We start from the raw sequence: 24,018 nt of genomic DNA, 5'->3' as shown, positions 1-24,018 counted from the left end.
AGAAAAATTGAAGGAAATGCTGGAGGAGTATTTGAAGAAAACAGAGCCGGAGTATTACCCGCCAGTGGAGAACCTGCTGGATCTGATCTACGAGCATTATACAGAGAACAACCCAGTAGAGAAAAACACAGTTGCTGGGAAAGCAGCAAAGGCCAAGGAAAAGGAACTGGAAGAGTGGCTGCGAGGGTTAGATGGTATGGATAGGCTCGTAGAGGACTATGTCGGAGATAAGATTCCGCTCTGGGAGAAGATCATGGACCGGCAGGGAACGGTGTGCTGTGCATGGGAAAAGATCGCTTTTGAGGAAGGTCTGAAAGTCGGAATTCGGCTCATGATGGAAGCGTATAGTTTATGACGGAAATAAAATGAACTCCTGAAGTTCAAAAAAGCCCTCGCTTGTTACGGCGAGGGCGTGTGTTCTTACTTTTCAGGCTTTTCAGCTTTTTTCTTCTTCGGTGCGATCATTTTGTGACCGGAGTAGATTGCCATACCCATGCAGCCTAATGCTCCGTAGGCAAAATACTTGTGAGCCTGCATCAGTTTCTTGCAGCCTGTGTAGAAGCATCCTGCCATGCAGGCAAGTGCGCCGAGTGAGCAATATTTATGTGCTTTCATTTTGTGTGTCCTCCTTATCTTCTTTCTGCATTTTGAGCAATTCCTCGATTTCCGTTTTACTCGCCGGCCGTACTGCCTTTTTATTATCGTGTGCTACCGCTCCACAGTCAGGACAACGGTCAGGTAGCTTCTCTGCAGAGAAGCAGTAGCGGCAGGCATCGCAAAAGTAGTAATTCAAGTCATATTCACCCCAATCTCTAATATATCTTCAAATGCAATAATGGTCGGCAGCTCTTTGCCGGTATCATTTATAAAGCCTGTGTAAATTCGCAGTTCTTTGTTTATCGTATCCACAGCATCCAGTATTCCGACTATATCTTCATAGTAGCCGTCCATGAAATATTTTATTGTGATCTCTTGTCCTTTCCGAAGCTGGCTGATCTTTTGGTTCAGAGCTTGCTTGCCTTCTTCAGACAGCTCGATTCTATTTCCTTTGAGATGATCTCTGCCTTCAGAAGCAATCTCATCCTCATAGCCTCGCAAGGCGGCAAACGGAGAGAAGATTTTAGCACGATTGGACATCGGCATACGGGGATGATTATGTGGCGGTTCCGGGCGGGAAGCATGGAGTATTTTGCCATACTTACTTTGGACGGTCCTGACTTCCGGTGTGTTCTTATAGTCCATGTTCTCCCTCCTTACTTGGCCTTATGGCCGCCTATCTGTTGATTTCTCTCCCTCATCGTTGCACCATTCAGATAGTTGGTTCCTTTTAGTACGGCGTTCTTGCCGAACTTCTTCTTGAGACCCAGCATCGCATTTTGCAGCTTTTTCTCTTTTTCCAACTTGGTTGTGTCCGTGAATAGGTCAACTTGGAAGAATCCCTCGTCTTTGACCACACGGTTAGCGGCTATTGTGATCCGTCTTACCGTCAGTGTTTTATCAGCTATTTTCTCGAATAGCTCAGTTGTGGCAGAGATCAGGATACTGCCGAGATTGGTCGGGTTATCCAGTTTTGTGCTGCCATGAGCGCCCTTCGGAACGGTGCGGCCGTAGTGGTCGATGTGTACCGGACCTCTGTACTTTCCGCTGTCACAGTTTTCCCGGTCATAGCCCACATCCAGTGTCAAACTATCCGTTACCAGTCCTTTATCTGTCAGCTGGAGTACCAGGCTGTCTGCCATCTCCATGACAATGATTCTGGCTTTGTCATATGGGTAAGGGCAGGAGAGCACCTGTCCCTCGGAGATGCTGTTGCTGCTGGGTTTGTATGCCTTGATTTCTTTCATGCCGCAGGGTTCCAGCCCCCAAGCATGGTCGATTAGCAGTTCTGCATCAACACCGAATTCCTTATATAAGATATCCTGATTGACGGTGCTGAAATAGGCCAGCTCGCCCATCGTATGGATGCCGTGCTTTTCTAGCCGCTTGACGGTGCCGGGACCAGTCATCCAAAAGTCTGTGAGCGGCTTGTGGTCCCAGAGGAGATAACGGAAGTTCTCTTCATCTAGCTCAGCGATGCGGACTCCATCCTTGTCTGGTGCAGCGTGCTTAGCAGTGATATCCATTGCCAGCTTCGCCAGATACAGATTCGTACCAATCCCGGCGGTGGCAGTGATGCCGGTCGTATAAAGCACTTCCCGGATCATTGTCATGGCAAGGTCGTGTGCGGTCATATTATAGTGGGATAGGTACGAGGTGGCATCGATGAACACTTCGTCAATGGAATATACCACGATGTCCTCTGGCGCGATGTATTTCAGATAGATGCCATAAATCTGCCGCGACACCTTTTCATAATATGCCATCCGAGGTGGCGCGACGAGGTAAGAGAGTTCGAGTGATGGGTCGGCGGCAAGCGATAAGGAATCATAGGAAGCAGAGGAGAAGGATGGCTTACCGTCCTTATACATAGCTTTTCTTAATCGTACCGCTTCCCTTAACCGATTCGCATTGACCTCTTTGACCTTCTGCACGACCTCGAACAGTCTGGCGCGACCCGGAATACCATAGGCTTTTAGGGAAGGAGACACAGCGAGACAGATAGTTTTCTCGGTGCGGGAGGAATCTGCCACGACCAGATTTGTGGTAAGCGGGTCGAGGTGTCGAGAGGCGCATTCCGCACTCGCGTAATAGCTTTTGAGATCTATCGCAAGATATGTGCGTTGCATTGTACAATTCCCTCCTCTCTATGTGCTCGTGTTATTTTCCAGTCCTTTCCACAAACCACCGGCCTAACCGACCGTTGAAGCGTGGATCGAGATGCTCAAAGAACAGGTGCTTTTCCTGCCCCTGGATGAGCACGGTAAAGCAGTCACCGGAATAACCGTTGTCAGCAGTCCCGGCGGGGCGGAAGTCGCGCACTGTTTCGATTGGGAAGGTACGTCCATCCGACCAGGTGATCGATGTCGGCTGCATAAAACCGGTTGGGTCGAAGGTGGAATTGACTTTTACATAGACTTTTTCTTTATTCATGTTGGTCACCTCCAGCATCGAAACCGGCCGCTTTCAGAATCTGTTTGACGCTCTGAGCATCCAGATCACAAATCCGGCATTTTTCCAAGATAGATTCCTTGGTCAGCGTGGCGCGGTATGACTTGTTGCTGTATCGGATCTGGGCGGTAATTGCGGCATCACAGTGCATGTGGGCTATTTCATGGAAGAACGTTTTATTTTCTTCCAGGGTCATCCGCTCGTCCAAACCGTTTTCCTTAAGACGCAACATGTCTTTCTTTATGTAAGTGGCGGCATGAGGCGATACCGCATTCTTTAATAATGGATAGATTTCGGCAATCACAGCATCGGCATGGCACCTGTAGTTTTTGATATCAGATTCTGTAAATGGCATAAGTGGTCACCTCTCATAAGCGAAATGATTGACTTGAACAACAGGTTCCGGTTGTTGTGGATGTTCCGAAGAAACATATTATCCCCGACATTGTGTGCCTCAGTTTCACAATGTGAGGTTCTCTCAGGTGATAAAAATTATTCATCCATCTCTTTCACACCAAAATAGATGATCGTGTTGACCGGTTTGCTCTTGTCCACAACGATCCCCTGCATTTCATAATCAAAAGATTCATTGGTAAGAACTTCCAGACCGTACATCTCGTCGGAAGGCACATAGGTCATTACCTGACATTTGGGGTACGCTTCGGAAAGTTCATCATTCACATCGTGGATGAGTTCGTCTGTCACTTCGCCAATACTGGAGCCAAACTCAACACCAACGACTTGACCTTTGACAGGAAATTTGAAAATACCGTAGAGTTCGGGATTGGAATTTTCGGGGTGACGGACAGCATTGGGAAAGCGATAAAGCACGTATTTCATTTGTGAGTCCTTTCTGCTGGCATCGCCAGTTTTTTATATTTACTGCTTTTCAATGGGAGAAGCAATGGCTTCATTAATTATTATAAATGTCCTGCATCATCAGAAATCGTACCCAGAAAGTTCCGACTGGGCATATCAGGAAGGTGCAGGTGATTATCGTTGTTCATCTGCTGAAGTTTAAGGAGCAGCAGGTTGACATTGGTTCCAAGACTACGGGCAATCTGAACGACATCAAAACCATCCTGAATAAGAGAATCTATGGATTGGTCATCCAGAAGCAAATTGGCGGCGAACAGATTTGCCTCGTATTCTGTGGAGTTTGTGATATTAAAGAGTTCAAATTCCATAAGGCATTCCTGCGTTTTACCGAGAGAGCGGTGGAGCAGGGCATGGCCTAACTCATGAGCGCATACGATGCGCTTCATTTCATTAGACATCGTTGCATTGATAAAAATGAAACTGTTGTGCAGGACGACTTTAAATGCGCCTTTCTGCCTTTGGAAATCGCTGCGTTCCATAACAGTAATGTCGAGAGCAGCAGCGATTTCAAATGGATCATTGGTGTGATAGCGCCGAATCAGGCGGCGTGGTAGGATAGAGGCTTGTTTACTGATCATTGTTAAAATCACTCCCTTTTCTATAAGAACGCTTAAGAATTGGAGCTGTCACCGGAGATGCCTCTGTATTTTTTCGGTACATATTTCCGGTTCTTTTCTTTTGCTATCCAGTAAGCCTCTTGAATGGCTTTCATCATCGCATCCATATCCTCTTCCGCAAGTTCACCACCAGCATAAAGACCAGACACCTCTTTAACCAGACGTTCTGCCTGGGCATTGCCGCGCGCACCGTATTTCTCGGTCGCCTTGATTACAAAGTCTGCATCATCATCTTTGAGTGCGTCGACATCTACATTAAGTGCTGTAGCGAGGAGCTGGTAGTTTTCCTTCTGCTTGGGAAGACGTTCTCCGCTTTCGTAATTTTGAATCGTGCGCAGCGCAATACCAGTCATGTCGGCGAGTTGACGCTGTGAATACTTGGCAGCGAGGCGGGCTGCCCTGACTTTTTCTCCGAATTTCATAATATAACCTCCGTTGGTTGTGCATGTCACTTCACTATGTTGCGCTTGACATGACGCAAGTTGGACTGTATAATGTGCTTGTAAACGCAACTTGCATGATTATAATAACGTAAGAAACGCAACTTGTCAAGACGGAAATAATATGAACACACAAAAGAAAGTTGTAGATGGGAGGATGGTTATGGATTATGGGATTTACACGACCCAGGGGAAAAAGACTCTCTTGGGAAACCGGGCAACAGTGAATGGCCGTGATGCGATCGCGTATGTAAAGAATGGACAGTTACAGTCCTATGCTTATATGGATGACTTTGCATCACAGTTTTATTCCGGTCCTCGTCTGGCATTTGAAGACCCGGAAGAAGATAAGCGTACTTGATTTTGGAACGGGCTTGACTCACCGCAGGACGTGTGAGTTAGCAAAAACTTTTGACACTACTTGCAGGTGCTGCTCGAATAACGTAGTAAGCCGAGGTAGACATTCAGATAACCCTAATTATGGGTATCTGGAGTCTGCCTCGGCTTTTTTTTACTCAGTAGCGGCTGCTTGTGCTTTCAGTTGACGGACTTCATTGATCCTGTCGGTAAATTCATGGAACGCAAACGAATCTTCGGTGTATCCGTTTTCCTTCATCAGCCACAGGACGTGGGAGTAGTTGGTAATGGATTCATCATACTCATTCAGAGCGAGAAGAAGGTTCGCCAGAGTGGAATATGGCTGCAACAGTTGTCTTGCGTTTTCGGGAAGCATCTTATCGTAGATGGAAAATGCTTCATTCAAATGTTCCATGACTTTGTCGGCATCTCCTTCCCTAAGGTACGCATCGGCTAAATCGGAATGTGTTTGAGCAAGGTCAAGGTTCATGTGATTTGGATAAGCTGCCTCATAGATTCGCAGAGCACGTTCGTGCTCAGGGATTGCCAGTTCAGGATGATCGGATTCTGAGTAGACACCGCCGATGTTGTTTAAGATGTACGCGGTTGACTCGTGATTCTCACCGTAGGTCAAGGAATCGATCTGAAGGGCCTTCTTGTAGTTTTCGATGGCTTCATCGGGGCGCTGCATGTAGTAATAGCACAGTCCGATGTTGTTATAAATCGTGCCGGTATTTGGGTCATTTGGACCGTAGGCTTTGATGAACAATTCGAGAAGCTTCTGGAGTCCAGCCAGAATATCATCGTAATCGTCCTCCAGTGTGAGACGAAGGGAGCAAACGGAGTTGAGCACATCCAAAGTATCCGGATGAGTAGGCGACAGCAGCTTCCAAAAAATATCTCGTGCTTCTTCTAAATAAGGCATTGCCTGTGACGGATCGATATCAGAGTAAATATTTCCAATATGGTGTGCCACGCCTGCACGAAGCAGAAGCATCTCACGATCCTTGCTCTTCGCATCGGTCTGATTGTAAATGTCTACAAAAATCTTCTCGGCTTCTTCAAGCTGGCCGGAATGTGCTAAGAGCATTGCCTTATGTGCAAGAGCGTTCAATTTCAGATGCTGTTCTGCTTCTGCTTCCCCGGAAAGAGTCTGGTAGGCCCGATCAAAATACGTCCCGGCTTTCGTGTAGTCAATTTTCAGATAGGTCTTTCCAATGTTCAAATCGAGTTTTACAAGGTCGATTCTCTCAGAAGGGGAATAAGAACCAGCCGGATGGTTTTTCTCATAAATATCCCGGCTTGTCTGGTATGCATCCAATGCAGCCGGAAAATGGGATAACTCATACTGAATCATGCCGCGGCTGTTCCAGACGGAAGCCAGCTTGATGTTTCCCTCACCATAAAGCTGGCAATAGAGGGTGTCCAGGGAATCTAGCAAAGGCAATGCACGTTCATAGTAGCCGATATCGCGGTATATTTCGGCAAGCGCCCACAAAAAGTCGCTGTCTTCCTCTGACTGGAATTGACCGTGGAAGATATCATTCAAGGACCAGCTGAACTGGATGAGCTCTTTTTTAGTGGCATCATTTTGCGACAGGCAGGAGGTCATTTCAATTGTGATCTCATGGATGAAACCCTGACACAGGTCATAAAGATCATCGATAAACTGAGCACGAATAGCAGCCGCGATGACCGAGTGCATGTAATAGCGATAGCGATTCCGGCCGTTGTCATAGAGAGCTTCTTTCTTGATCCAGCCTAGATGCTCAAGGTGATTCAGGGGTGTCCTGTTCCTCAGCAGGAACCACCTCTTTGCCTGAGAAAAAAGAAAGCGGATATTCGGGATCGTGGATATCTGTACAAGCAAGGTCTGTTCTTCAGGACAACGGCCGTATACCCGGAAAACCTTGGACAGCTGTTGAACTGCAGTCCCCTCCGAATGTAGCTTTTCATGAGCTGCTGTGATTTCTTCTGAACTCATATCAAAGCCACAACGCAGAAGGGTTTCGTAAAATTCGTAAAGTAGAAGTTCTTCAGCATCTGCGATCTTTGCAAGCAGCTCAACGGCCAAAGGAAGGCAGTCGCAGAGTTCTACAATCTTACGCAGTGTGATGTCATCCCTGTCACCGTGATAATACGCATAAAAAAGTTTTATACAGTCATTCAGGGAAAGAGGAGGAACAGGAACTTCCGTAAGCGACCCAAATCCTGCACATCGGCTGGTGATCAATACGCGGCAGTGCAGATATTCGCTGATTGAGGATTCCCTTGTATGTTCCAGGCTGTCAACATTATCGATTACGATCAGGAGGCGATTTTTATAGTTGTTGATTATTTTAATGGCCGCCTGAAATGCCTGCTCGATGTTATGAAACTTCTGATCCAGATGCAAGGCCTGAACCAGAGAAAGGGTGAAATTGTCTTCAATGCAGTCGACCCAGAGAACATGAGTGATGCCGGAATCGGAAGTAGGAGTGTCAAGAATTTCCTTCAAGACAGATTTGGCAATCTCTGTTTTACCAATACCGCCGATGCCGTGCAGATAGCAGGACTCTCCGTCTATCAGTCTATTGGAAACCGCAGCAGTTAGTTCTTCACGGCCAATATAATGCTCGGTCTGAGGATAAGGAACTGCAGATAAAAGCTCAGGATATGAGGGCCTTGGAACTTCTGGATTTAAATCGACTTGTTCCAGATAGGCGGTCAATGCTTTAGATATTTCAGAAACTGGGAGAGTTTCCTTTCCTTCTGACAAAGCAAAAATCAGCTCAAGGCAGTAGAGGAGGTGAGAACGATGAGCCAGATTATTTACAGTATATCTGTTTATCCAGATGGATAAATCAACATGAAAATAGTTTTGAATCAGATCGATCAGTGCATTAGCTGCTTCTACGGCCTGGGGTTCCTGAAAACGTCCCTCTCTGTTTTCAGGATTAAATACGCACTCGAAAAGTCGGATGAGCCGTTTATGTGTAAGTTCGTTGATCGGCATGGCTTGCTTCAGTCGGCTGTTAAAGTATCCACGGTCAAAACTGGGAGACGGAAAGTTCCATTGTTCCCATTCGATCATGACCGTTCCGATACAGTTTTCAAGCAATGTACGGAGAAAGTCCGTACAGGTATACGAAAATGGCATGGCGCAGGTACTCCTTTCGTTAAAATTTAAATTCCAACCGGAGTCCAACTGGAAACCAACTGAAATGTAATGTTACAGTTTTTTAGGGAGCTGATAAGAAAACTTCTGAAGATAGAACCATTATACCACCTGTGTTCACAGAAGAACATGGGGAGTTAGCACTTATTTGAAGTGCGTACAGCTGATATGGCTGTGAACATATAAAAAATAGAATACAGAGCCCAGTGCGCAATAGGCAAAGGATTCTCATACAGTCGATGAATTTTACGGTTTACCTAACCGCAGAATTCGCTGTGACTGTAACGAGTGCCCTCTGACTTGTTGCGCATTTTTCTTTTTGCAGCCGATCTCCGGGTTCTTATGAGACCAGACACGACTTTCTTCCAGAAGGCCCTCCTTGTCAGAGTTTCCTTTGCCTGTCCGCACGAGCGGAAAGGACACAAAAATGAAGGAAACAAAGAAAAACGGAGCAGCTCAGAGCAAGGCAGGAAAGCGTGATTACAGCGCATTTAAAAACATGTACCGTAAAATTCCACAGGATCTTCGGGATGTCATCGTCTATTACATCGGTGACAGGCCTCTTGTCATCCATGAGGGCGTGAATGAGGTTACGGGAGAAGTCGTGACGGCAGAGTTTATCCGTCAGTGGCATATGGACCGTGATAGGGAAGTCTACAACAACAATAAACATTTGAAACCGCCTGCGGATGAAAACAAGAAGAAGCAGATCCGGGAGTGGGAGGAAGCCCATCCCGGCGAAAAGTGCCCGGATTCCTACAACCTGTCCTTGGATGCTTCTTTTGCAGATGATGAAGGCAGTGAAGATAAGTCCAGCCTTTTATATGAATGTGCTATCACGATGGGCGCAGAGGATGAAGAACCGGATTATATTGTCCGACTGCATGAGCTTAGGGATGAACTTCCAGAATCCCAGCTCCATACATATCGGCAGGTCGTAGAGCAGGAAAAATCCAATGTTGAAGCGGCTGCAGAGGATGAGGTATCGGAAGCGGCTGTACGGAAACGCCGTAAGAAGATCGAAGAAAAAATCGCATCAGATAAAATTTTGAAAAAACTTTGGAGAGGGGGTTCGATTTAAGGCTTCCTCCATCGCCTGTGACTTAGAAGGGCAGAAGGCCACCGGGAAAACAGAACGGTGTGACCAAAAAGCCGGGATCGGCTTTCCGCACTTCAATATCTATTTAAGGAGGCGAGGAGCATGAAGCACCGCATTGAAGTTCGTGTCAAAAACAAAGAAAAAGTGCTGGACGGACGGGTAATGAAGCTGCCTGCAAGACTGGTCCATTGGCTTTTGGGTGACGGAATGAAAGTTCTGGTCATCACACCGGGGGACACTGTGGGTCATGTTGACATTTACCCGGAAGCAGCAGGAAAGGCGGCCGCAAAGTGAAGAAGATTTTTGTTTGTTCGCCATACCGACCGACAGCAAACGACCCGCCGTGCAGGAAGGCACAGCTGGAGGCAAACATCCAGAGGGCAAAGACAGCCTGCAGGATTCTTGCCACGATGGGAGTCCTGCCGCTGGCTCCGCATCTGTATTTTACCCAGTTCTTAAAGGATGAGGATGCACAGGAGCGAGCAACAGGAATCCGATTTGGAATGGAGTGGCTGGAAGCCGCGGATGAAGTGTGGGTGTTCGGCGAATCCATATCCGAGGGGATGGCAGCGGAGATCAAGAGAGCATATGAGCTGAAGAAACCTGTTCGTAATCTCCCGGAGCCGGGACGCATGGTCGAGCTGCTTCTGAAGAGGCTTTCCGAGCAGTATCACATACCAATGGAGGGTAAAACCGAAGAGCAGCAGGAAGCTGCAGAAAGTGAGAAAGACAATGGAGAATAAGAATGAGAAGAGCATGACTCTGGAGGAAATGATTGGCGAGATGCTGAAGGATGCCAAGGTGGTAAAGGTTCCGCTTCCTGTCAGGGCAGAGGAAAAAACGGAAGTGCAGAAGCAGGACAAGCCGATGCCGGCACGCCCGTCCAGTGTTCCGGTCCTTTCACTCAACATCGAGAACCTGCATGTCCACATGGATGAACGCATGACCTCTTACAACTACGGTTTCGGTCAGGAGCCGGATGCTGAGGCAGACGACCCGGTAGAGGATATCGACTTCGATGAGATGCTGGAGCGTATCCACAAGGAAACTGGTCTGTGCGAGAAGGTCATTCTGGCAGTTCTGAAGGCACAGGCCGATTATCTGGATGACCTGTGGGGTGATGAGGAAGAAACCGGAGAGGAGGCAAACGCATGATGGACGAACTGAATGCTTTGAATGCTCCGAAGAAGGTCGTGGATGGGCTGACCGAGGTTTTTGAAGGACTCGCCCAGATGTTTGAGGGCGTGTCTGACCAGCTTGAACTTCTGGGCGCAGATGCTGTCCCGGAGGGAAAGCGTATCTTTCCGGTCGTGGATCAGAAAGCTCCTGCTGTGTCTGAGAAGAAAGGTTCAGCAGCACCGCATCCCCGTAGGAAGCCGATCAAGAAGACCCGAAAGGTAGAGGAAGCTGTGGACAAGCCGGAAGATCCTGTCAATGACAGCGACAGTGATGCCGGTGCAGACACACAGCTGGAGGCCGAGAACAGTGTCGGGGAAGCAGAGGATACCACAGAAGAAAACTTCCCGGCGGATGATGCAGACGCCTTGCCGTGGAGCGAGGATACTGGTCAGGAGAAGAAGAATGTTCAGAAGGACGAGCCGACTGATAAGACCGAGCAGGAATCATCTGCTGCCGCTAAGACACCATCTGCGGTGACAATCACCAAGGATGATATCACGGCGGTCATTGTGGCGAAGATCAAAAAGAAGCGCGACAACAACGAGAAGATCGGTCGGCTTCTGAAGACTTATGGTGTAGCCCAGCTGTCTGATCTGCCTGCGGAGAAGTACGAAGCGTTTCTGGCCGATGTTTCCCAGATTTAAGGGAGGTCGCTATGCCAGAAGTACACGCAATCCTGTCTGCTTCCAGCTCGAAACGTTGGCTGAACTGTACGCCTTCGGCAAGGCTGGAGCAGAACTTTCCAAATGAATCCTCGGTGTATGCCGAGGAAGGAACAGCTGCCCATGCTCTGGGTGAGTATAAGCTCCGCAAGTACCTGCATGAGAGGGTGCAGCGTCCGACCTCCGAGTACGAGAACGAGGAGATGGAAGCGAACACTGACATTTACGCAGAGTTCATCATTTCCACGGTGGAGCGCATCAAGGAGACCTGCCCGCATCCACTGGTCATGGTGGAGGAGCGGCTCGATTACAGCTATCTGGTTCCATCTGGCTTCGGTACCGGCGACTGCGTGATCATCGCAGACGGGACACTGTATGTCATGGATTACAAGAACGGCAAAGGCGTATTCGTCAGCTGTGACCACAATCCGCAGATGATGCTGTACGCCTTGGGCGCTTATCACGCCTACGGATACCTGTACAACATCAAGCAGGTGTCCATGACCATTATCCAGCCGCGACTGGAAAATATCTCAACGTATGAATGCAGTGTGGAGGAACTGCTGGACTGGGCAGAGACCTATGTTAGGCCGAGGGCAAAGCTGGCCTTTGAAGGAAAAGGCGAGCAGGTTCCCGGAGACTGGTGCCGGTTCTGCCGTGCCAGAACTTCCTGCAAAGCCTGTGCTGAGGAAGCTCTGGCACTGGTGAAGGAAGAATTTCTGGATTTGGATGAAGGTGTTCTTACCGATGAGGAAGAGGAAACCGATGCCACAGCAACTTTCAATCTGGATACCTCCGCACCGACCTTCAAGTCCCCGGCGCTCCTTTCCAAGACGGACATCGAAAAGATGCTCCCGACCCTGAACCGCATTGAGTCCTGGATCGAGGCCATCTTTGCCTATGTCAGTTCCGAAGCCATCAACCACGGAGTTGCGTGGGATGGCTATAAGGTGGTCGAGGGCAGGAGCAAGCGGCAGTTCCTTGACACAAAGTCGGTGGTAGCTGCAGCAGAAAAAGCCGGATACACCGATATTTACAAGACTGAGCTGATCTCCCTTACTGAGTTTGAAAAGCTCATGGGAAAGAAAAAGTTCAAGGAGATTCTGGGAGAGTATGTGGTCAAGCCACCCGGTAAGCTGGCTCTTGTACCAAACTCTGATCCCAGAGAGGCAGTCAATCTGGAGACTGCCGAGGATGAGTTCACGCCCCTTGACTGAGGCTGGACATAGAAAAAACGCATTACACAACAGGATGCCGCAGTCAGATGAGAGGCGCGGCATCACAAAAGAATTTGGAGGATTTTTATTATGGCTAAGAAAATTACCAGTGCAACGAAGCTCGTTATCCCGTGCCGCATCTCTTTTGCCAACATCTTCGAGCCGAAGAGCATCAATGGCAGCGAGGCGAAGTATTCCGTTTCCTGTCTGATCCCGAAGGACGATAAGAAGACCCTGCTGGCGATCCATAAGGCGGTCGAAGCCGCGAAGGAAGATGGCAAGGTCCGCAAGTGGGGCGGCAAGATTCCGCCGAACCTGAAACTTCCACTGCGTGATGGTGACATCGACCGTCCGGATGATGAAACCTATCAGAACCACTTCTTCCTGAATGCCACCAGTAAGGATGCACCGCAGGTTGTTGACCGTCATGTTCAGCCGATCATGGACCCGATGATGGTCTACTCTGGCTGCTTCTGCAATGTCAGCGTCAACCTCTATCCGTTCAATGCCAACGGCAACCGTGGCGTTGCGGCAGGTCTGGGCAATATCCAGTTCGTTAAGGACGGCGACCGTCTGTCCGGCCGTGCATCTGCGGACTCCGACTTTGATGCTCTGGAAGATGATGAGGATGTTCTGGGCGGCGATGCCGGTGAGGAACTGCCGGATTATCTGAAGTAAGACCCGGTGTTTCAAGGACACAAGTAAATGAGCACGCCGGGAGATGCAGAGGTGTCTCCCGGTTTTTTCTTAGATATGGGGTGATTTTTTGAAAGAGATATTGGTCGATATTGAGACCTACAGCGAGGTGGATATCGGAAAATGCGGTCTGTACCGCTATGCCGCAGATACCAGCTTTGAAATCCTGCTGGTAGCCTGGGCAACCGATGAAGGGGATGGCTTTGGCGAGACAAGATGTGCAGACCTTGCATCGGGAGAAGTCATACCGGATGAACTGCTGGAGGCATTCCAAACCGGCAATGTGCGGCTGATCGCACACAATGCCGCCTTTGAGCGTGTCTGCTTCTCCGTGCATCTGAACCGGCACTATCCCGGACAGTATCTGAAACCGGGAGAGTTCCTTTCGCCGGATAGCTGGATCTGCACGATGGTCATGGCAGCATCGCTGACTTTGCCGCTGGCACTGAAAGGTGTCGGTACGGTGTTGAAGACCAGCCAGCAGAAAGACAAAGAAGGTGAGCGGCTCATCAAGCTGTTTTCTGTGCCATGCAAGCCGACCAAGTCAAATGGGATGCGGACCCGGAATCTTCCGGAGCATTACCCGGCGGACTGGGCAAAGTTCAAGTATTACTGCATTCAGGATGTCAATACCGAGGTGGACATCTACAAGAGACTGAAGAAGTTCCCAATGACGGAACTGGAATGGCAGCATTATCGCACGAATGAGCGCATCAATGACCGCGGCGTGAGAATCGATACGGAGTTGGTGCAGGAAGCAATCACCTGCGACCTGATGCTCTCCGATGCCATGAGCAGGAAAGCCTACGAGCTGACGGGACTTGAAAACCCGAATTCCGTATCTCAGTTGAAGACATGGCTGGAGGAGCGCGGCATCCCGATGGACACGCTCGGAAAAAAGGATGTAGCCCAGATGATCGAAGAGCTGGACAAGAACGGAGTAGATGCTGAGGCAATGGATATGCTGAAGCTCCGGTTCCAGATGGCAAAAAGCTCTGTGAAGAAATATCAGGCGGCGGAACGCTGTGTGTGTCCTGACGGCAGAGCCAGAGGACTGTTCCAGTTCTATGGAGCCAGCCGTACCGGTCGATATTCCGGCCGGAATATCCAGCTGCAAAACCTCCCACAGAACCACATCTCAACGCTGGATGAAGCGAGAACACTCGTGAAGTTGGGGTGCTTCGATATGGTCGAGAGTATCTACGGCAATACACCGGATGTCCTGTCCCAGCTGATCCGCACCATGCTGATCCCGAAAGATGGATGCGAGTTCATCGTGGCAGACTTTTCTGCTATTGAAGCCCGTGTGCTTGCGTGGGAGGCGGAGGAACAGTGGGTGCTGGATGCGTTCCAGAACGGCGAGGATCTCTACTGTGCTACCGCTTCCCAGATGTTTCATGTGCCTGTTGTCAAGCACGGCATCAACGGTGACCTGCGTCAGAAAGGGAAAATTGCGACTCTGGCTTGTGGCTATGGCGGCTCCTCCGGCGCACTCATCAGTATGGGCGCATTGCAAATGGGACTGCACGAAGAAGAACTGCCGGAGATCATTGATTCCTGGCGGGAAGCCAACCCGAAGATCGTGCAGTATTGGTGGGATACCGAAAAGGCTGCGATGACCGCCTATAAGACCGGGGAGCGGCAGGAGGTCGGAAAGATCGCCTTTGAGTTCTATTCCGGCACCCTCTGGATGGTGCTTCCGTCAGGCAGACGGCTTGCGTATCTGAAACCGAAACAGCAACCGAACCGCTTCGGCCGTATGAGCCTGACCTATGAAGGTGTGGGGCAGAATCACAAGTGGAGCAGACAGGAAACCTACTCCGGTCGGCTGGTCGAGAATGCAACGCAGGCCATTGCCCGTGACATTCTGGCTGAAGCGATGGACCGCATCTCAGCAGAGGGGTTGAACATTGTGGCTCATGTTCACGATGAAGTCATCATCGAGGCACCCAAGGGTCAGTACACAGTGGATGAGGTCTGTAAGCTGATGTCGGTCAACCCGGCATGGTGTAAGGGCTTGCCGTTGGCGGCAGCTGGTTACAAGGGTGACTACTATTTCAAAGACTAAGGGGTGAACAAGATGCCGCATGTATTGAAAATGAAGGACGGAAAACTCCTGACACCCTTTGGTATTCGAGACTTGCTGGATGCAGTCGAGGACTATGCCGGTGAGGAACTCCGCCGGGAGATCGAGGAGTATATCGAAACCAATGTGGAGGATATCGATGATTACGAAAAAGAGTATGACCGCATGGAACGGGATGGTGAACGCCTTGCTGACCATCAGCGGTCGGTTCTCTGTAACATCCGGGACGAGGTGGACGCACTGGACGCACTCCTGCAGGATACGCGGCTGAACCGCAGGCGGATGCAGGGAGCAGTACGGATCATCCAGCAGATGATCAACCGAGAACTGTAAACACGGTGCCCTTGCCGCAAGGACACGGACGAATAAAAGGGCGTATAAATATGCGCCGTATAGATAGGGAGGAAAATCGCTATGAAAACAGGAAGAAATTTGCAGGAAGTCCTGGTCGAACTGAACCGTCAGAATCAGGCAAAGCAGGACTTTATCAGTCCGGCACAGGGGATGCACCTCCGGGAAGATGGACACACCTTTGAGATCAACCATCTGACCACGAATCAGCAGGAGGTGTTCGGGACAACTTCGCTGTTCCACCGCCAGGTGGCATCGGCACTGGGCATCCCGGCAAAATATTATGATCTCATGCAGAAAGAAAAGCCGGAACTGCTGGCAGAGAATGTGAACAGCTGGTTTGCGGACAAGCCCAGCTCTTATATGGTTCGCTCTATGGATTACGGTGCCGGACAGGTAGCCCGTGCGCTGCTGTCGGAACGCTATCGCCGTATCGACAATATGGAGATTGCCACAGCTGTCCTGCCGCTGTTCGCAGGTAATGATCAGTACGAGGTGATGTCCTGCGAGGTAACGGAAAACCGTCTGTACCTCAAGGTGGTCAATCACCGTCTGGAGATGGAAGTCCGCAAGGGTGATATCGTCCAGGCTGGCGTGATGATCTCCAACTCCGAGGTCGGTCTGGGAGCTGTGTCGATTCAGCCGCTGGTATACCGTCTGGTCTGCACCAACGGTATGGTGGTCAATGACATGGGCGAACGCCGTCATCATGTGGGCCGTCAGGCAAAGGCGGTGGAGGACAGCTTCACGCTGTATTCGGACGAGACGATGGAAGCGGAGGACAAGGCATTTCTTTTGAAGCTGCGTGATACCACGATGGCTGCCATTGATGAGGCTCGCTTTTCCCAGGTGGTCGGCCGCCTGCAGGAATCTATGGCAGTGCCGATCACCGGCAGGGTACAGGATGTGGTGCAGCTGACTGCCCAGAGCTATGGCATCAATGCCGAGGAGCAGGAAGGTATCCTCAAGTACCTCATTGAAGGCGGCGACCTGTCTCTGTACGGCCTGTCCAACGCAGTCACCCGCACATCGCAGGATGTCGTTTCCTACGACCGTGCCACTACACTGGAGGGCATCGGCTGGCAGGTCGCCACGATGGAGCCGCAGCAGTGGAAGCAGATCAATCAGTAATGGGGAGGGAATCATCATGCAGAAAGAAACACAGGTTATCCGTTGGGTCGATCATAAAGAAGAAAAGGTGCCGGAATGTCGCAATAACCGAAGTCATTCTGATCCGACTGCAAATGAGGCTATCGGGAATGTGATGAGAGAAGAACGGCGAAAAGAGAAAGAGAAGATGTTGAAAGAACTGCTTCCACCAAAGCAGCTAGAATTTGACCGTCTCTTTAAAGCCGGAAACCGTCCGGAACTGAAAGATATTCTCAGCTGGTTTGGTAATGATACGGTCCTTCATATCGGGTCGAAATCGGCTTTCTATTTTATCGGCACGGCTAAGGAACTCAAGAAGGATATGGCTTTTGTCGAGAGCAATATGCAGCCGAAGAAGAACGCAGACGAACCTCCTAAGCGAAAAGCTGTTCCTGTACTTAAGCGTAAAGTCATTGAGGTATACTCCAAGCTTGACCCTTCTGAGGGTGTGATTATCAAAACGGAAGGTTCTGAGAGTGGTAACTTCTGGTTTGGAGCGGAGTATTACGCGGCAAAGAAAAAATACCTCCGGGATTGTAGAAAGAGAAAGGCATCCGTATGAGAGAAAGTGAAGTAGAAAAACAGTTCGTGGCTGCGGTAAAGGCTGCTGGAGGACAGGCACTTAAATTTACCAGTCAGACCATGAATGGCGTGCCAGATCGTCTGGTTCTACTGATTGGCGGCAAGTGTGCATTCGTGGAGCTGAAAGCGCCCGGCAAACAGATGCGTATCCTCCAGCGAAAGCGCAGACAGCAGCTCGAAGCCCTGGGCTTCCCGGTGTTCTGCGTTGACCGCTTGGAGCAGATCCAGCCTGCTGTGGATGCGCTCCTGTGCTGGACACCCGGTGAGCCTATCCCACAGGGGATCGGGGCAAAGATACCGGAGATGCCGGAAGTGAATCTTCCGGAGAAAGGAGGCGGTGTATGAGATTTGTCCCATATGAGTACCAAAGATACTGCACAGAGTATATCAAGACGCACCCAATTGCAGCTCTTTTTCTGGATATGGGCTTAGGCAAAACTGTAATCACCCTTTCCGCAATCAAAGACCTTATGCTTGAGACCTTCGAGGTCAGCAAGGTTCTCATCATTGCTCCACTGCGTGTTGCTCGTGACACATGGCCGGCAGAAATCGAAAAGTGGGACCACCTGAAAGGGCTGGATATTTCCGTCATCGTTGGAGATGTTAAGACCCGGATCGCAGCAGTCCACCACCCGGCAATGATTTACATCGTCAACCGGGAGAATATCAGGTGGCTGGTGGAGTATTACGAGAAAAATGGAATGCGATGGGATTTTAGCATGATCGTGATTGATGAGCTGTCATCATTCAAGAACTATCAGTCCCAGCGTTTCAAGTTCTTACGAAAAGTCCGCCCGTTCGTGAAGCGGTGGGTCGGATTGACCGGCACACCTTCTTCCAACGGTCTCATGGACCTGTGGGCAGAGATTGGAATTTTGGATGGCGGGGAACGGCTCGGCAAGTTTATCGGCCGGTACCGGGAAGCCTACTTCAAGGCGGGTGCGTTGAATCCGGCAACCGGCATCGTGTTCCAGTATGTTCCTAGACAGGGGGCAGAGGAGATGATCTATCAGCGGATCTCGGACATTACGATTTCCATGAAGGCTCTGGATTATCTCAATATGCCGGATTGTGTACCTACAAGGTGCGAAGTCGAGATGAACACGCAGGAAAGGGAACTCTACGATATGCTCCGGCAGGATCTTCTGATTCCGCTGAAAGACGGTGACATAGACGCTGCCAATGCTGCATCACTGACAGGGAAGCTGTTGCAGATGAGCAATGGCGCGGTCTATGACGAGAACGGCAAAGCACGAGTCATCCATGACCACAAGCTGGAAGCTCTCGAAGACCTGATCGAAGCGGCCAACGGACAGCCGGTGCTGGTGGCCTACTGGTTCAAGCATGACCGGGAGCGTATTATCAACCATCTGTCGAAACTGAAAATCAAAGTCCGGGACATCAAAAGCAGTACCGACATTAAGGACTGGAATGCCGGGAACATCCCAGTTGCACTAATCCACCCTGCATCGGCCGGACATGGTCTGAACATCCAGCAGGGCGGACACATCCTGATCTGGTTCGGGCTGACCTGGTCTTTGGAACTGTATCAGCAGACTAATGCTCGTCTTTGGCGGCAGGGCCAGACGCAGGTGGTCACCATCCACCACATCATCACCAAGGACACTGTGGATGAGGATGTCATGGCGGCTTTGGAGCAGAAGGACATGACACAGGAGAAGCTGATCTCAGCGGTCAAAGCGCAGTTGGGAGTTTGATTTCCATGCGGTGTAGGGCGGTAATGTCCTGCACCGCTTTTCTTTAAAAAATTCTCCATTTATTTTTTGGAAGAGGTTCGATTTCTCCACTTTTTCATCGCCTGTGATTTAGAAGCAGACGAAGGGAGAAAGTGGAAGATGAATACACAGGATATCCGAAAAGAACAGGAACAGGTGCTTGCTCACGCTGCCGAAAGGCCGTCTGAGCTGTTTGGGTTGCTGGATTACATATTTGATCATGCAAATGGAGACGTTGACGAAGCAGAAACCAGGATTCTGGACGAAATAAAACGCTGGGTTCGAGATATGTGTAAGATGATTGCAGGGAAAAAAGTGCAACTTAAGAAGCTGAAAGAGCAGCTGCTGTCTGCACCGACACTGACACCTGTAGAAGCCTACTACGCCATGAATTCTGGGTGCTCTGGGGAAGGAGAACGAGTCCAGAGCAGTCATATCTCAGACCCGACTGCAAAAGCAGCAATCGGCGCACTGGATTACATTATCCGAACCTGGCGGGATGATTACAAGAAATCATTGAAAAAATATGGGACACTGGCAGGTGATATTTATCTTCTGGAAATGGCTGCAGATTATGTGGGCGGAGAACAGGGGACGGTTGTTCGGCAGATTTATGTGGATGGAGTTTTCTGGAAAGATGCAGTGGGGTTAGAGGGAAAGTCGCTGTCGTGGCAAGTCATCCGAAAGATGGAACGACAGGCGCAGGAAGAAATGGCTGAATTTATTTTGAAGTACTGGAAAACACAGCGGGAAGAAAATGAGGAGGACATGAAGGATGGCACGGAGAAAGTTGTTTGATAGACCGGTAGATAAGGAAATGGTAGAACGAGCAAAACAGGTCTGTAAGGAATACACAGTGGCGAAGCGGGAACTGCCGGTACTGGAACAGGATCTTGCGCGGTTGGCAACTAAGCGGACTGAGGAAAAAAACAAAGTAATGCGGCAGTTGTATCTGGAAAAAGAGCAGGAACTTCAGAAAATGGTTGACCAGGATAAAGAAATCATCACACTTTTCACAGCTGGAGAGGAGTTTTTAGAAGGAACACCCAGAGAAGTTATTATCCAGAAATTTCTCAACGGAAAAGGATGGAACGAAATTGAAACCCCAGAAAGTAGTGTGGTAAAAATGTCGAATGGCTGTGTAGACCACTATCTCAAAATCGGATATCAGATGATGGGGTATGGAATCCAGCGGTATCTTTCAATACGGGATAAGATGTTGGGGAAGTGAACTTCAGGAGTTCACTTCCCTTTTTTGAATTTTTACCAGTCACGATAAAACATCGAGAGCTATAACTTTTCAGAGCTTTTCATCATAAATGGAGAGAATTGCTTTTAATTGGAGAAAAATGGCTTATATTGGAGAAAAAACGCATTGCATCGTATGTAGACCCGTGCTATAATATAAACTGTCAAAAGCTAAAGAGAAGCAAACAAACAGCCGATAGGTCAAAATCCTGTCGGCTTTTTTCATGCCCTCTTTGGCTTTTTTTATTATGCGTCAAGGAGGTGGAACCCGTATGGGGCGCAAGAAGAAAAATGCAAGACATAGTGTGCATGGTCGCAAGATTCATGTCAACAAGTACATCAATCAATGCGGAAAAACCAAGAAGTGCCGCAAGTCAGCAGTATCCTGGCGGCCGGCATCGAAAGAAACACCGTTTAATGATATGCCGACCTACCAGTGGCCGACTGTGAGAACTCCAAAACAGTATGAAGTCTGGTTCGCAGAGCTAGGCGATCACTCTGGCACTTCGGTGCAGAGCGGTACACGTCCAGTTCTGGTCATCAGCAATGACGTGGCGAATCGTAATTCCCCGGTCATTACAGTGATTCCGCTGAGTTCCAAGTTGAAGAAGCTGGAACTTCCGGTACACATCGTACTTACAGAAAAAGAGTGTGAGATGCTCAGGGATGAGCATTTGGAGGATTCCATCCTGCTGGTGGAGCAGATCACAACCATCGACAAGTTGGTTCTGTTTAATCGGTTTTGCTGTGTGGTCTCCGTTCAGAAGAAGTACGAGATCGAAGCCGCTGTTACAAAGCAGTTTGCGATGCGGGCTTCAACACATGGCACGAATTCTACGAGAAAGGAGGTCTGACCGCTATGGTGGATATCAAAAACATCCCGGCGGAGCTGAAGTCCTCCTGCCGGTTTTGTGTCTGGAAATTTGAAAAGCGGAACGGTCAGAAGACTAAGATGCCGTATAACCCGGAGAACGGTGACAGAGCCAGGATCAATGACCTTCGCACCTTTGCGGATTTCAAGACTACGCTTGTCACTTACGCGATGGGCGGCTATGACGGAATCGGCATTGCGGTTGGCAGTGGCATCGGAGCTTTCGATATCGACCACTGTATCCGTGAAGACGGCACACTGAACGATACGGCGGACACCGTACTTTCAATCTTCCCTACAGCGTATGTGGAAAAGTCACCGTCCGGCAAAGGACTGCGTGGATTCTTCCATGTGCCAGAGGACTATGTTTACGACAAGACAGTCTACTACATCAACAATCGCAGCAAGGGTCTGGAAGTGTATATGCCCAGTGCGACAAACCGCTTCGTCACCGTAACGGGAGATGTTTACCGCACAGGTGAGATCCCGAACGATGAAACGGCGATGACCACTCTGCTGGATACGCTGATGAAGCGAAACAAGCAGGTGCAGCAGACACATTTCCAGCACCATTCGTATCTGGATGATGAGGCTGTCATCGCACACGCCAACGAGGCCAGCAACTCCGAAAAGTTCAAAAAGCTCTTTGCCGGTGAGTGGGAAGACCTCTACGGCAGCCAGTCGGATGCAGATATGGCGTTCCTGTCTATTCTGGCATTCTGGTGCGGCTGTGATGAGGAGCAGATGGACCGCATCTTCCGCACATCTGGTCTGATGCGCCCGAAGTGGGATCGCAAACAGGCTGGTTCAACCTACGGTGCCATCTCTATCCGCAACACAGTCAATACCTGCGCTTCCGTTTACATTCCTGTCAACGCGCAGGACATTGTGGATGAGGAGTTTGCAAATCTTGACTCTGATGATAAAGAGGCGGAGCGGCCACCGGACATCAGCAAGCTCACGCTGTCGCTGGAAGAAATGGCTCCGCACACGAATCCGCGCTACGGCAGGGATGAGATCGGTTTGGGCAACATGTTCGCCGATTTTTTCAAGCCTATCGCACGGTACAACAGTGAACGCGGCATCTGGTTTGTCTATGATGGAGTTGTCTGGCAGCCGGATATGGAGAACCTTAAGGTGGCAGAGCTTGCGAAATATCTGGCAGATAAGCTGTATCTGTTTGCATTGAAGATTACAGAAGAGGATGTCAGAAAGCGGTTCATCGACCGCGTCCGGAAACTCCAGCAACGCAAGCACCGTGACACGATGCTGAAAGACGCGAAGTCCGTATTCCCACTGTCCATGAAGCAGTACGATCAGGATATCTATCTGTTCAACTGCAAAAATGGAACACTGGATCTGCGGACGATGGAATTCCGGGAACACCGCCCGGAGGATTTTCTCACAAAAGTGTCCCCTGTGATATATGCCCCGGATGCCGACTGCCCTCGCTGGCGGACGTTCATCACGGAGATCATGCAGGGGGATAAGGCCAGAGCAGACTATCTTCAGAAGGCTATCGGATACTCGTTGACTGGTGACACCCGCATGGAGTGCTTGTTTATTCTGTACGGTCCGACATCCAGAAACGGTAAGGGTACCACAATGGAGAGTATTCTGCGTATTATGGGCGAGTACGGTAAAAATGCAGATCCGACCATGCTGCAGGCGAAGTTTAACAGCCAGAGCGGAGGACCGTCTGAGGAAATCGCCCGGCTTGCCGGCTCTCGTTTTGTAAACATCTCCGAGCCGGAGAAAAAGATCACTCTGGATGCAGCTCTTACCAAACGACTGACCGGTAACGATACGATCACAGCCCGGTATCTGCATGAGAACAGTTTTGAGTTCCGACCGAACTTCAAAATTTTCATCAACACGAACCATCGTCCGAATATCACAGACCTTACGCTGTTTGAGTCTGGCCGAATCAAAATCATTCCGTTTGACCGGCATTTTGAAGAAAATGAACAGGATAAGGATCTAAAGTCCACTTTTGCTAAACCGGAAAATATGTCCGGCATTCTGAACTGGATGCTCGAAGGCTATAAGCTGTTCCGCAGTCAGGGACTTGCCATGCCGGATTCTGTCGTTCAGGCAACAACGGACTATCAGATATTCTCAGATAAGATGGGTCAGTTTTTTGATGAATGCATTGAAGAAAAGGAAGGGTGTGAGCTTCGGCGCGGTGCAGTTTACACACGCTACAAAGAGTGGTGTGGAGAGAATGGCTACCGGGCAGAGGCAGCCAAGAATCTAAACCAGGAGATTGAAAAGCGGTACAAGACTGCAAGAAAGCGTCCGAATGACGGTGCCTCCAGCAGTACGACTCCGATGGTCCTGGATGTGGCGTTCACGGCAAGTGAAGAGTCAAAAGAGGACTTTGCACCATTGACATCATGAGCTTGAAATTCAAGGTACGGACGGATTTGTTGCGGCTGTTGCTGGAAGAACACAGTGAAATCTATTGTTTTTGATTTTCATAAGTTCCCATCAAAATACCAGCAACACACGACTTCGGAGTCACGTTACCAGCAACAGCAGCAACGCCCCAGCAACAGAAAAACGTAGGAAAATCAAAGGTTTTCGGTGCTGTTGCGAGTGTTGCGAGTGAAAACCCTATTTTATTTATATTATTTTCTTTTAT

The 24,018-nt window shown here is 49.5% G+C and carries 28 protein-coding genes; 19 read left to right on the top strand and 9 right to left on the bottom strand.

Going from position 1 to position 24,018, the window contains the following annotated elements; translation table 11 throughout:
• Positions 1-31: 31 nt before the first annotated feature.
• Positions 32-355, top strand: a complete 324-nt coding sequence (locus tag LIZ66_RS03395) for a hypothetical protein (RefSeq protein WP_227200338.1) — start codon at positions 32-34, stop codon at positions 353-355.
• 65 nt (positions 356-420) lie between these two features.
• On the opposite strand, the gene LIZ66_RS03390 is transcribed toward LIZ66_RS03395, so the two are convergent.
• The 8 genes from LIZ66_RS03390 to LIZ66_RS03355 all read right to left on the bottom strand — a co-directional run bounded on the left by LIZ66_RS03390 (position 421) and on the right by LIZ66_RS03355 (position 4,966).
• Positions 421-615, bottom strand: a complete 195-nt coding sequence (locus LIZ66_RS03390; RefSeq protein WP_227200340.1) for a DUF6219 family protein — start codon at positions 613-615, stop codon at positions 421-423.
• A 174-nt stretch (positions 616-789) separates the two neighbouring features.
• Complete coding sequence (locus LIZ66_RS03385) at positions 790-1,242, bottom strand: YolD-like family protein (protein WP_227200341.1); 453 nt, start codon at positions 1,240-1,242, stop codon at positions 790-792.
• Between the two features lie 11 nt (positions 1,243-1,253).
• Positions 1,254-2,726 carry a Y-family DNA polymerase gene (locus LIZ66_RS03380; RefSeq protein WP_227200342.1) on the bottom strand — a complete coding sequence of 491 codons (1,473 nt, stop codon included), beginning with the start codon at positions 2,724-2,726 and terminating at the stop codon, positions 1,254-1,256.
• Between the two features lie 31 nt (positions 2,727-2,757).
• Complete coding sequence (locus tag LIZ66_RS03375; protein WP_227200343.1) at positions 2,758-3,030, bottom strand: hypothetical protein; 273 nt, start codon at positions 3,028-3,030, stop codon at positions 2,758-2,760.
• Positions 3,023-3,403 carry a hypothetical protein gene (locus tag LIZ66_RS03370; RefSeq protein WP_227200345.1) on the bottom strand — a complete coding sequence of 127 codons (381 nt, stop codon included), beginning with the start codon at positions 3,401-3,403 and terminating at the stop codon, positions 3,023-3,025. The genes LIZ66_RS03375 and LIZ66_RS03370 overlap by 8 nt, the downstream gene beginning before the upstream one ends.
• Positions 3,404-3,540: 137 nt before the next feature.
• On the bottom strand, positions 3,541-3,888 hold the full coding sequence (locus LIZ66_RS03365) for a hypothetical protein (protein ID WP_227200348.1): 348 nt from the start codon (positions 3,886-3,888) through the stop codon (positions 3,541-3,543).
• Between the two features lie 80 nt (positions 3,889-3,968).
• Positions 3,969-4,505, bottom strand: a complete 537-nt coding sequence (locus tag LIZ66_RS03360) for an ImmA/IrrE family metallo-endopeptidase (RefSeq protein WP_227200350.1) — start codon at positions 4,503-4,505, stop codon at positions 3,969-3,971.
• 32 nt (positions 4,506-4,537) lie between these two features.
• The gene (locus LIZ66_RS03355) at positions 4,538-4,966 is read right to left on the bottom strand and encodes a helix-turn-helix domain-containing protein (RefSeq protein ID WP_227200353.1); all 429 of its coding nucleotides are present in this window, start codon (positions 4,964-4,966) and stop codon (positions 4,538-4,540) included.
• A gap of 142 nt (positions 4,967-5,108) precedes the next feature.
• Between LIZ66_RS03355 and LIZ66_RS03350 the strand changes: the two genes are divergently transcribed.
• Complete coding sequence (locus LIZ66_RS03350) at positions 5,109-5,345, top strand: hypothetical protein (protein WP_227200355.1); 237 nt, start codon at positions 5,109-5,111, stop codon at positions 5,343-5,345.
• A gap of 150 nt (positions 5,346-5,495) precedes the next feature.
• Here LIZ66_RS03350 and LIZ66_RS03345 read toward each other — a convergent pair whose 3' ends face one another.
• Positions 5,496-8,480: a tetratricopeptide repeat protein gene (locus LIZ66_RS03345; RefSeq protein ID WP_227200357.1), complete on the bottom strand. Its 2,985-nt coding sequence runs from the start codon at positions 8,478-8,480 to the stop codon at positions 5,496-5,498.
• A 445-nt stretch (positions 8,481-8,925) separates the two neighbouring features.
• Between LIZ66_RS03345 and LIZ66_RS03340 the strand changes: the two genes are divergently transcribed.
• The 17 genes from LIZ66_RS03340 to LIZ66_RS03260 all read left to right on the top strand — a co-directional run bounded on the left by LIZ66_RS03340 (position 8,926) and on the right by LIZ66_RS03260 (position 23,774).
• Entirely contained in the window at positions 8,926-9,579 is a 654-nt protein-coding gene (locus LIZ66_RS03340; protein ID WP_227200359.1) for a hypothetical protein, read from the top strand.
• Positions 9,580-9,699: 120 nt separating this feature from the next.
• Complete coding sequence (locus LIZ66_RS03335) at positions 9,700-9,891, top strand: hypothetical protein (RefSeq protein ID WP_227200361.1); 192 nt, start codon at positions 9,700-9,702, stop codon at positions 9,889-9,891.
• The gene (locus LIZ66_RS03330) at positions 9,888-10,340 is read left to right on the top strand and encodes a nucleoside 2-deoxyribosyltransferase (RefSeq protein WP_227200363.1); all 453 of its coding nucleotides are present in this window, start codon (positions 9,888-9,890) and stop codon (positions 10,338-10,340) included. Before LIZ66_RS03335 ends, LIZ66_RS03330 begins: the two co-directional genes overlap by 4 nt.
• Complete coding sequence (locus tag LIZ66_RS03325; RefSeq protein ID WP_227200365.1) at positions 10,318-10,752, top strand: hypothetical protein; 435 nt, start codon at positions 10,318-10,320, stop codon at positions 10,750-10,752. The genes LIZ66_RS03330 and LIZ66_RS03325 overlap by 23 nt, the downstream gene beginning before the upstream one ends.
• On the top strand, positions 10,749-11,420 hold the full coding sequence (locus tag LIZ66_RS03320; protein ID WP_227200366.1) for a hypothetical protein: 672 nt from the start codon (positions 10,749-10,751) through the stop codon (positions 11,418-11,420). The genes LIZ66_RS03325 and LIZ66_RS03320 overlap by 4 nt, the downstream gene beginning before the upstream one ends.
• An 11-nt stretch (positions 11,421-11,431) precedes the next feature.
• On the top strand, positions 11,432-12,655 hold the full coding sequence (locus LIZ66_RS03315) for a DUF2800 domain-containing protein (RefSeq protein WP_227200368.1): 1,224 nt from the start codon (positions 11,432-11,434) through the stop codon (positions 12,653-12,655).
• Positions 12,656-12,745: 90 nt separating this feature from the next.
• Positions 12,746-13,333, top strand: a complete 588-nt coding sequence (locus LIZ66_RS03310; protein ID WP_227200370.1) for a DUF2815 family protein — start codon at positions 12,746-12,748, stop codon at positions 13,331-13,333.
• Positions 13,334-13,421: 88 nt separating this feature from the next.
• Positions 13,422-15,419, top strand: coding sequence for a DNA polymerase (locus tag LIZ66_RS03305; RefSeq protein WP_227200372.1), 1,998 nt, complete (start codon positions 13,422-13,424; stop codon positions 15,417-15,419).
• A gap of 12 nt (positions 15,420-15,431) precedes the next feature.
• Positions 15,432-15,770, top strand: a complete 339-nt coding sequence (locus LIZ66_RS03300; RefSeq protein ID WP_227200374.1) for a hypothetical protein — start codon at positions 15,432-15,434, stop codon at positions 15,768-15,770.
• An 81-nt stretch (positions 15,771-15,851) separates the two neighbouring features.
• Positions 15,852-16,919, top strand: a complete 1,068-nt coding sequence (locus LIZ66_RS03295; RefSeq protein ID WP_227200376.1) for a DUF932 domain-containing protein — start codon at positions 15,852-15,854, stop codon at positions 16,917-16,919.
• Positions 16,920-16,935: 16 nt separating this feature from the next.
• The gene (locus tag LIZ66_RS03290; RefSeq protein WP_227200378.1) at positions 16,936-17,499 is read left to right on the top strand and encodes a hypothetical protein; all 564 of its coding nucleotides are present in this window, start codon (positions 16,936-16,938) and stop codon (positions 17,497-17,499) included.
• A complete protein-coding gene (locus LIZ66_RS03285) occupies positions 17,496-17,864 on the top strand; it encodes a VRR-NUC domain-containing protein (protein WP_306797060.1) in 369 nt (122 codons plus the stop codon). The genes LIZ66_RS03290 and LIZ66_RS03285 overlap by 4 nt, the downstream gene beginning before the upstream one ends.
• Positions 17,861-19,237, top strand: coding sequence for a DEAD/DEAH box helicase (locus LIZ66_RS03280; RefSeq protein WP_227200380.1), 1,377 nt, complete (start codon positions 17,861-17,863; stop codon positions 19,235-19,237). The genes LIZ66_RS03285 and LIZ66_RS03280 overlap by 4 nt, the downstream gene beginning before the upstream one ends.
• A gap of 138 nt (positions 19,238-19,375) precedes the next feature.
• Positions 19,376-20,053, top strand: coding sequence for a hypothetical protein (locus LIZ66_RS03275; RefSeq protein WP_227200381.1), 678 nt, complete (start codon positions 19,376-19,378; stop codon positions 20,051-20,053).
• A complete protein-coding gene (locus LIZ66_RS03270) occupies positions 20,031-20,486 on the top strand; it encodes a hypothetical protein (protein WP_227200383.1) in 456 nt (151 codons plus the stop codon). The genes LIZ66_RS03275 and LIZ66_RS03270 overlap by 23 nt, the downstream gene beginning before the upstream one ends.
• Before the next feature lie 289 nt (positions 20,487-20,775).
• Entirely contained in the window at positions 20,776-21,357 is a 582-nt protein-coding gene (locus LIZ66_RS03265; RefSeq protein ID WP_227200385.1) for a type II toxin-antitoxin system PemK/MazF family toxin, read from the top strand.
• 5 nt (positions 21,358-21,362) lie between these two features.
• On the top strand, positions 21,363-23,774 hold the full coding sequence (locus tag LIZ66_RS03260) for a phage/plasmid primase, P4 family (RefSeq protein ID WP_227200387.1): 2,412 nt from the start codon (positions 21,363-21,365) through the stop codon (positions 23,772-23,774).
• Positions 23,775-24,018: the final 244 nt, after the last annotated feature.

This window comes from Blautia faecis (genome assembly GCF_020554845.1).
Taxonomy (GTDB): Bacteria; Bacillota; Clostridia; order Lachnospirales; family Lachnospiraceae; genus Blautia_A; species Blautia_A faecis.
The sequence above is the reverse complement of the archived record's forward strand: the minus strand, read 5'-3'. Positions and strand labels throughout refer to the sequence as shown.

Coding starts and splice junctions, on each gene's coding strand:
- LIZ66_RS03300 (WP_227200374.1), top strand. CDS start 15,432: ATGCCGCATGTATTGAAAATGAAGGACGGAAAACTCCTGACACCCTTT.
- LIZ66_RS03335 (WP_227200361.1), top strand. CDS start 9,700: ATGAAGCACCGCATTGAAGTTCGTGTCAAAAACAAAGAAAAAGTGCTG.
- LIZ66_RS03345 (WP_227200357.1), bottom strand. CDS start 8,480: ATGCCATTTTCGTATACCTGTACGGACTTTCTCCGTACATTGCTTGAA.
- LIZ66_RS03365 (WP_227200348.1), bottom strand. CDS start 3,888: ATGAAATACGTGCTTTATCGCTTTCCCAATGCTGTCCGTCACCCCGAA.
- LIZ66_RS03380 (WP_227200342.1), bottom strand. CDS start 2,726: ATGCAACGCACATATCTTGCGATAGATCTCAAAAGCTATTACGCGAGT.
- LIZ66_RS03350 (WP_227200355.1), top strand. CDS start 5,109: ATGAACACACAAAAGAAAGTTGTAGATGGGAGGATGGTTATGGATTAT.
- LIZ66_RS03290 (WP_227200378.1), top strand. CDS start 16,936: ATGCAGAAAGAAACACAGGTTATCCGTTGGGTCGATCATAAAGAAGAA.
- LIZ66_RS03285 (WP_306797060.1), top strand. CDS start 17,496: ATGAGAGAAAGTGAAGTAGAAAAACAGTTCGTGGCTGCGGTAAAGGCT.
- LIZ66_RS03315 (WP_227200368.1), top strand. CDS start 11,432: ATGCCAGAAGTACACGCAATCCTGTCTGCTTCCAGCTCGAAACGTTGG.
- LIZ66_RS03370 (WP_227200345.1), bottom strand. CDS start 3,403: ATGCCATTTACAGAATCTGATATCAAAAACTACAGGTGCCATGCCGAT.
- LIZ66_RS03295 (WP_227200376.1), top strand. CDS start 15,852: ATGAAAACAGGAAGAAATTTGCAGGAAGTCCTGGTCGAACTGAACCGT.
- LIZ66_RS03270 (WP_227200383.1), top strand. CDS start 20,031: ATGGCACGGAGAAAGTTGTTTGATAGACCGGTAGATAAGGAAATGGTA.
- LIZ66_RS03340 (WP_227200359.1), top strand. CDS start 8,926: ATGAAGGAAACAAAGAAAAACGGAGCAGCTCAGAGCAAGGCAGGAAAG.
- LIZ66_RS03355 (WP_227200353.1), bottom strand. CDS start 4,966: ATGAAATTCGGAGAAAAAGTCAGGGCAGCCCGCCTCGCTGCCAAGTAT.
- LIZ66_RS03320 (WP_227200366.1), top strand. CDS start 10,749: ATGATGGACGAACTGAATGCTTTGAATGCTCCGAAGAAGGTCGTGGAT.
- LIZ66_RS03260 (WP_227200387.1), top strand. CDS start 21,363: ATGGTGGATATCAAAAACATCCCGGCGGAGCTGAAGTCCTCCTGCCGG.
- LIZ66_RS03275 (WP_227200381.1), top strand. CDS start 19,376: ATGAATACACAGGATATCCGAAAAGAACAGGAACAGGTGCTTGCTCAC.
- LIZ66_RS03360 (WP_227200350.1), bottom strand. CDS start 4,505: ATGATCAGTAAACAAGCCTCTATCCTACCACGCCGCCTGATTCGGCGC.
- LIZ66_RS03280 (WP_227200380.1), top strand. CDS start 17,861: ATGAGATTTGTCCCATATGAGTACCAAAGATACTGCACAGAGTATATC.
- LIZ66_RS03390 (WP_227200340.1), bottom strand. CDS start 615: ATGAAAGCACATAAATATTGCTCACTCGGCGCACTTGCCTGCATGGCA.
- LIZ66_RS03385 (WP_227200341.1), bottom strand. CDS start 1,242: ATGGACTATAAGAACACACCGGAAGTCAGGACCGTCCAAAGTAAGTAT.
- LIZ66_RS03310 (WP_227200370.1), top strand. CDS start 12,746: ATGGCTAAGAAAATTACCAGTGCAACGAAGCTCGTTATCCCGTGCCGC.
- LIZ66_RS03375 (WP_227200343.1), bottom strand. CDS start 3,030: ATGAATAAAGAAAAAGTCTATGTAAAAGTCAATTCCACCTTCGACCCA.
- LIZ66_RS03265 (WP_227200385.1), top strand. CDS start 20,776: ATGGGGCGCAAGAAGAAAAATGCAAGACATAGTGTGCATGGTCGCAAG.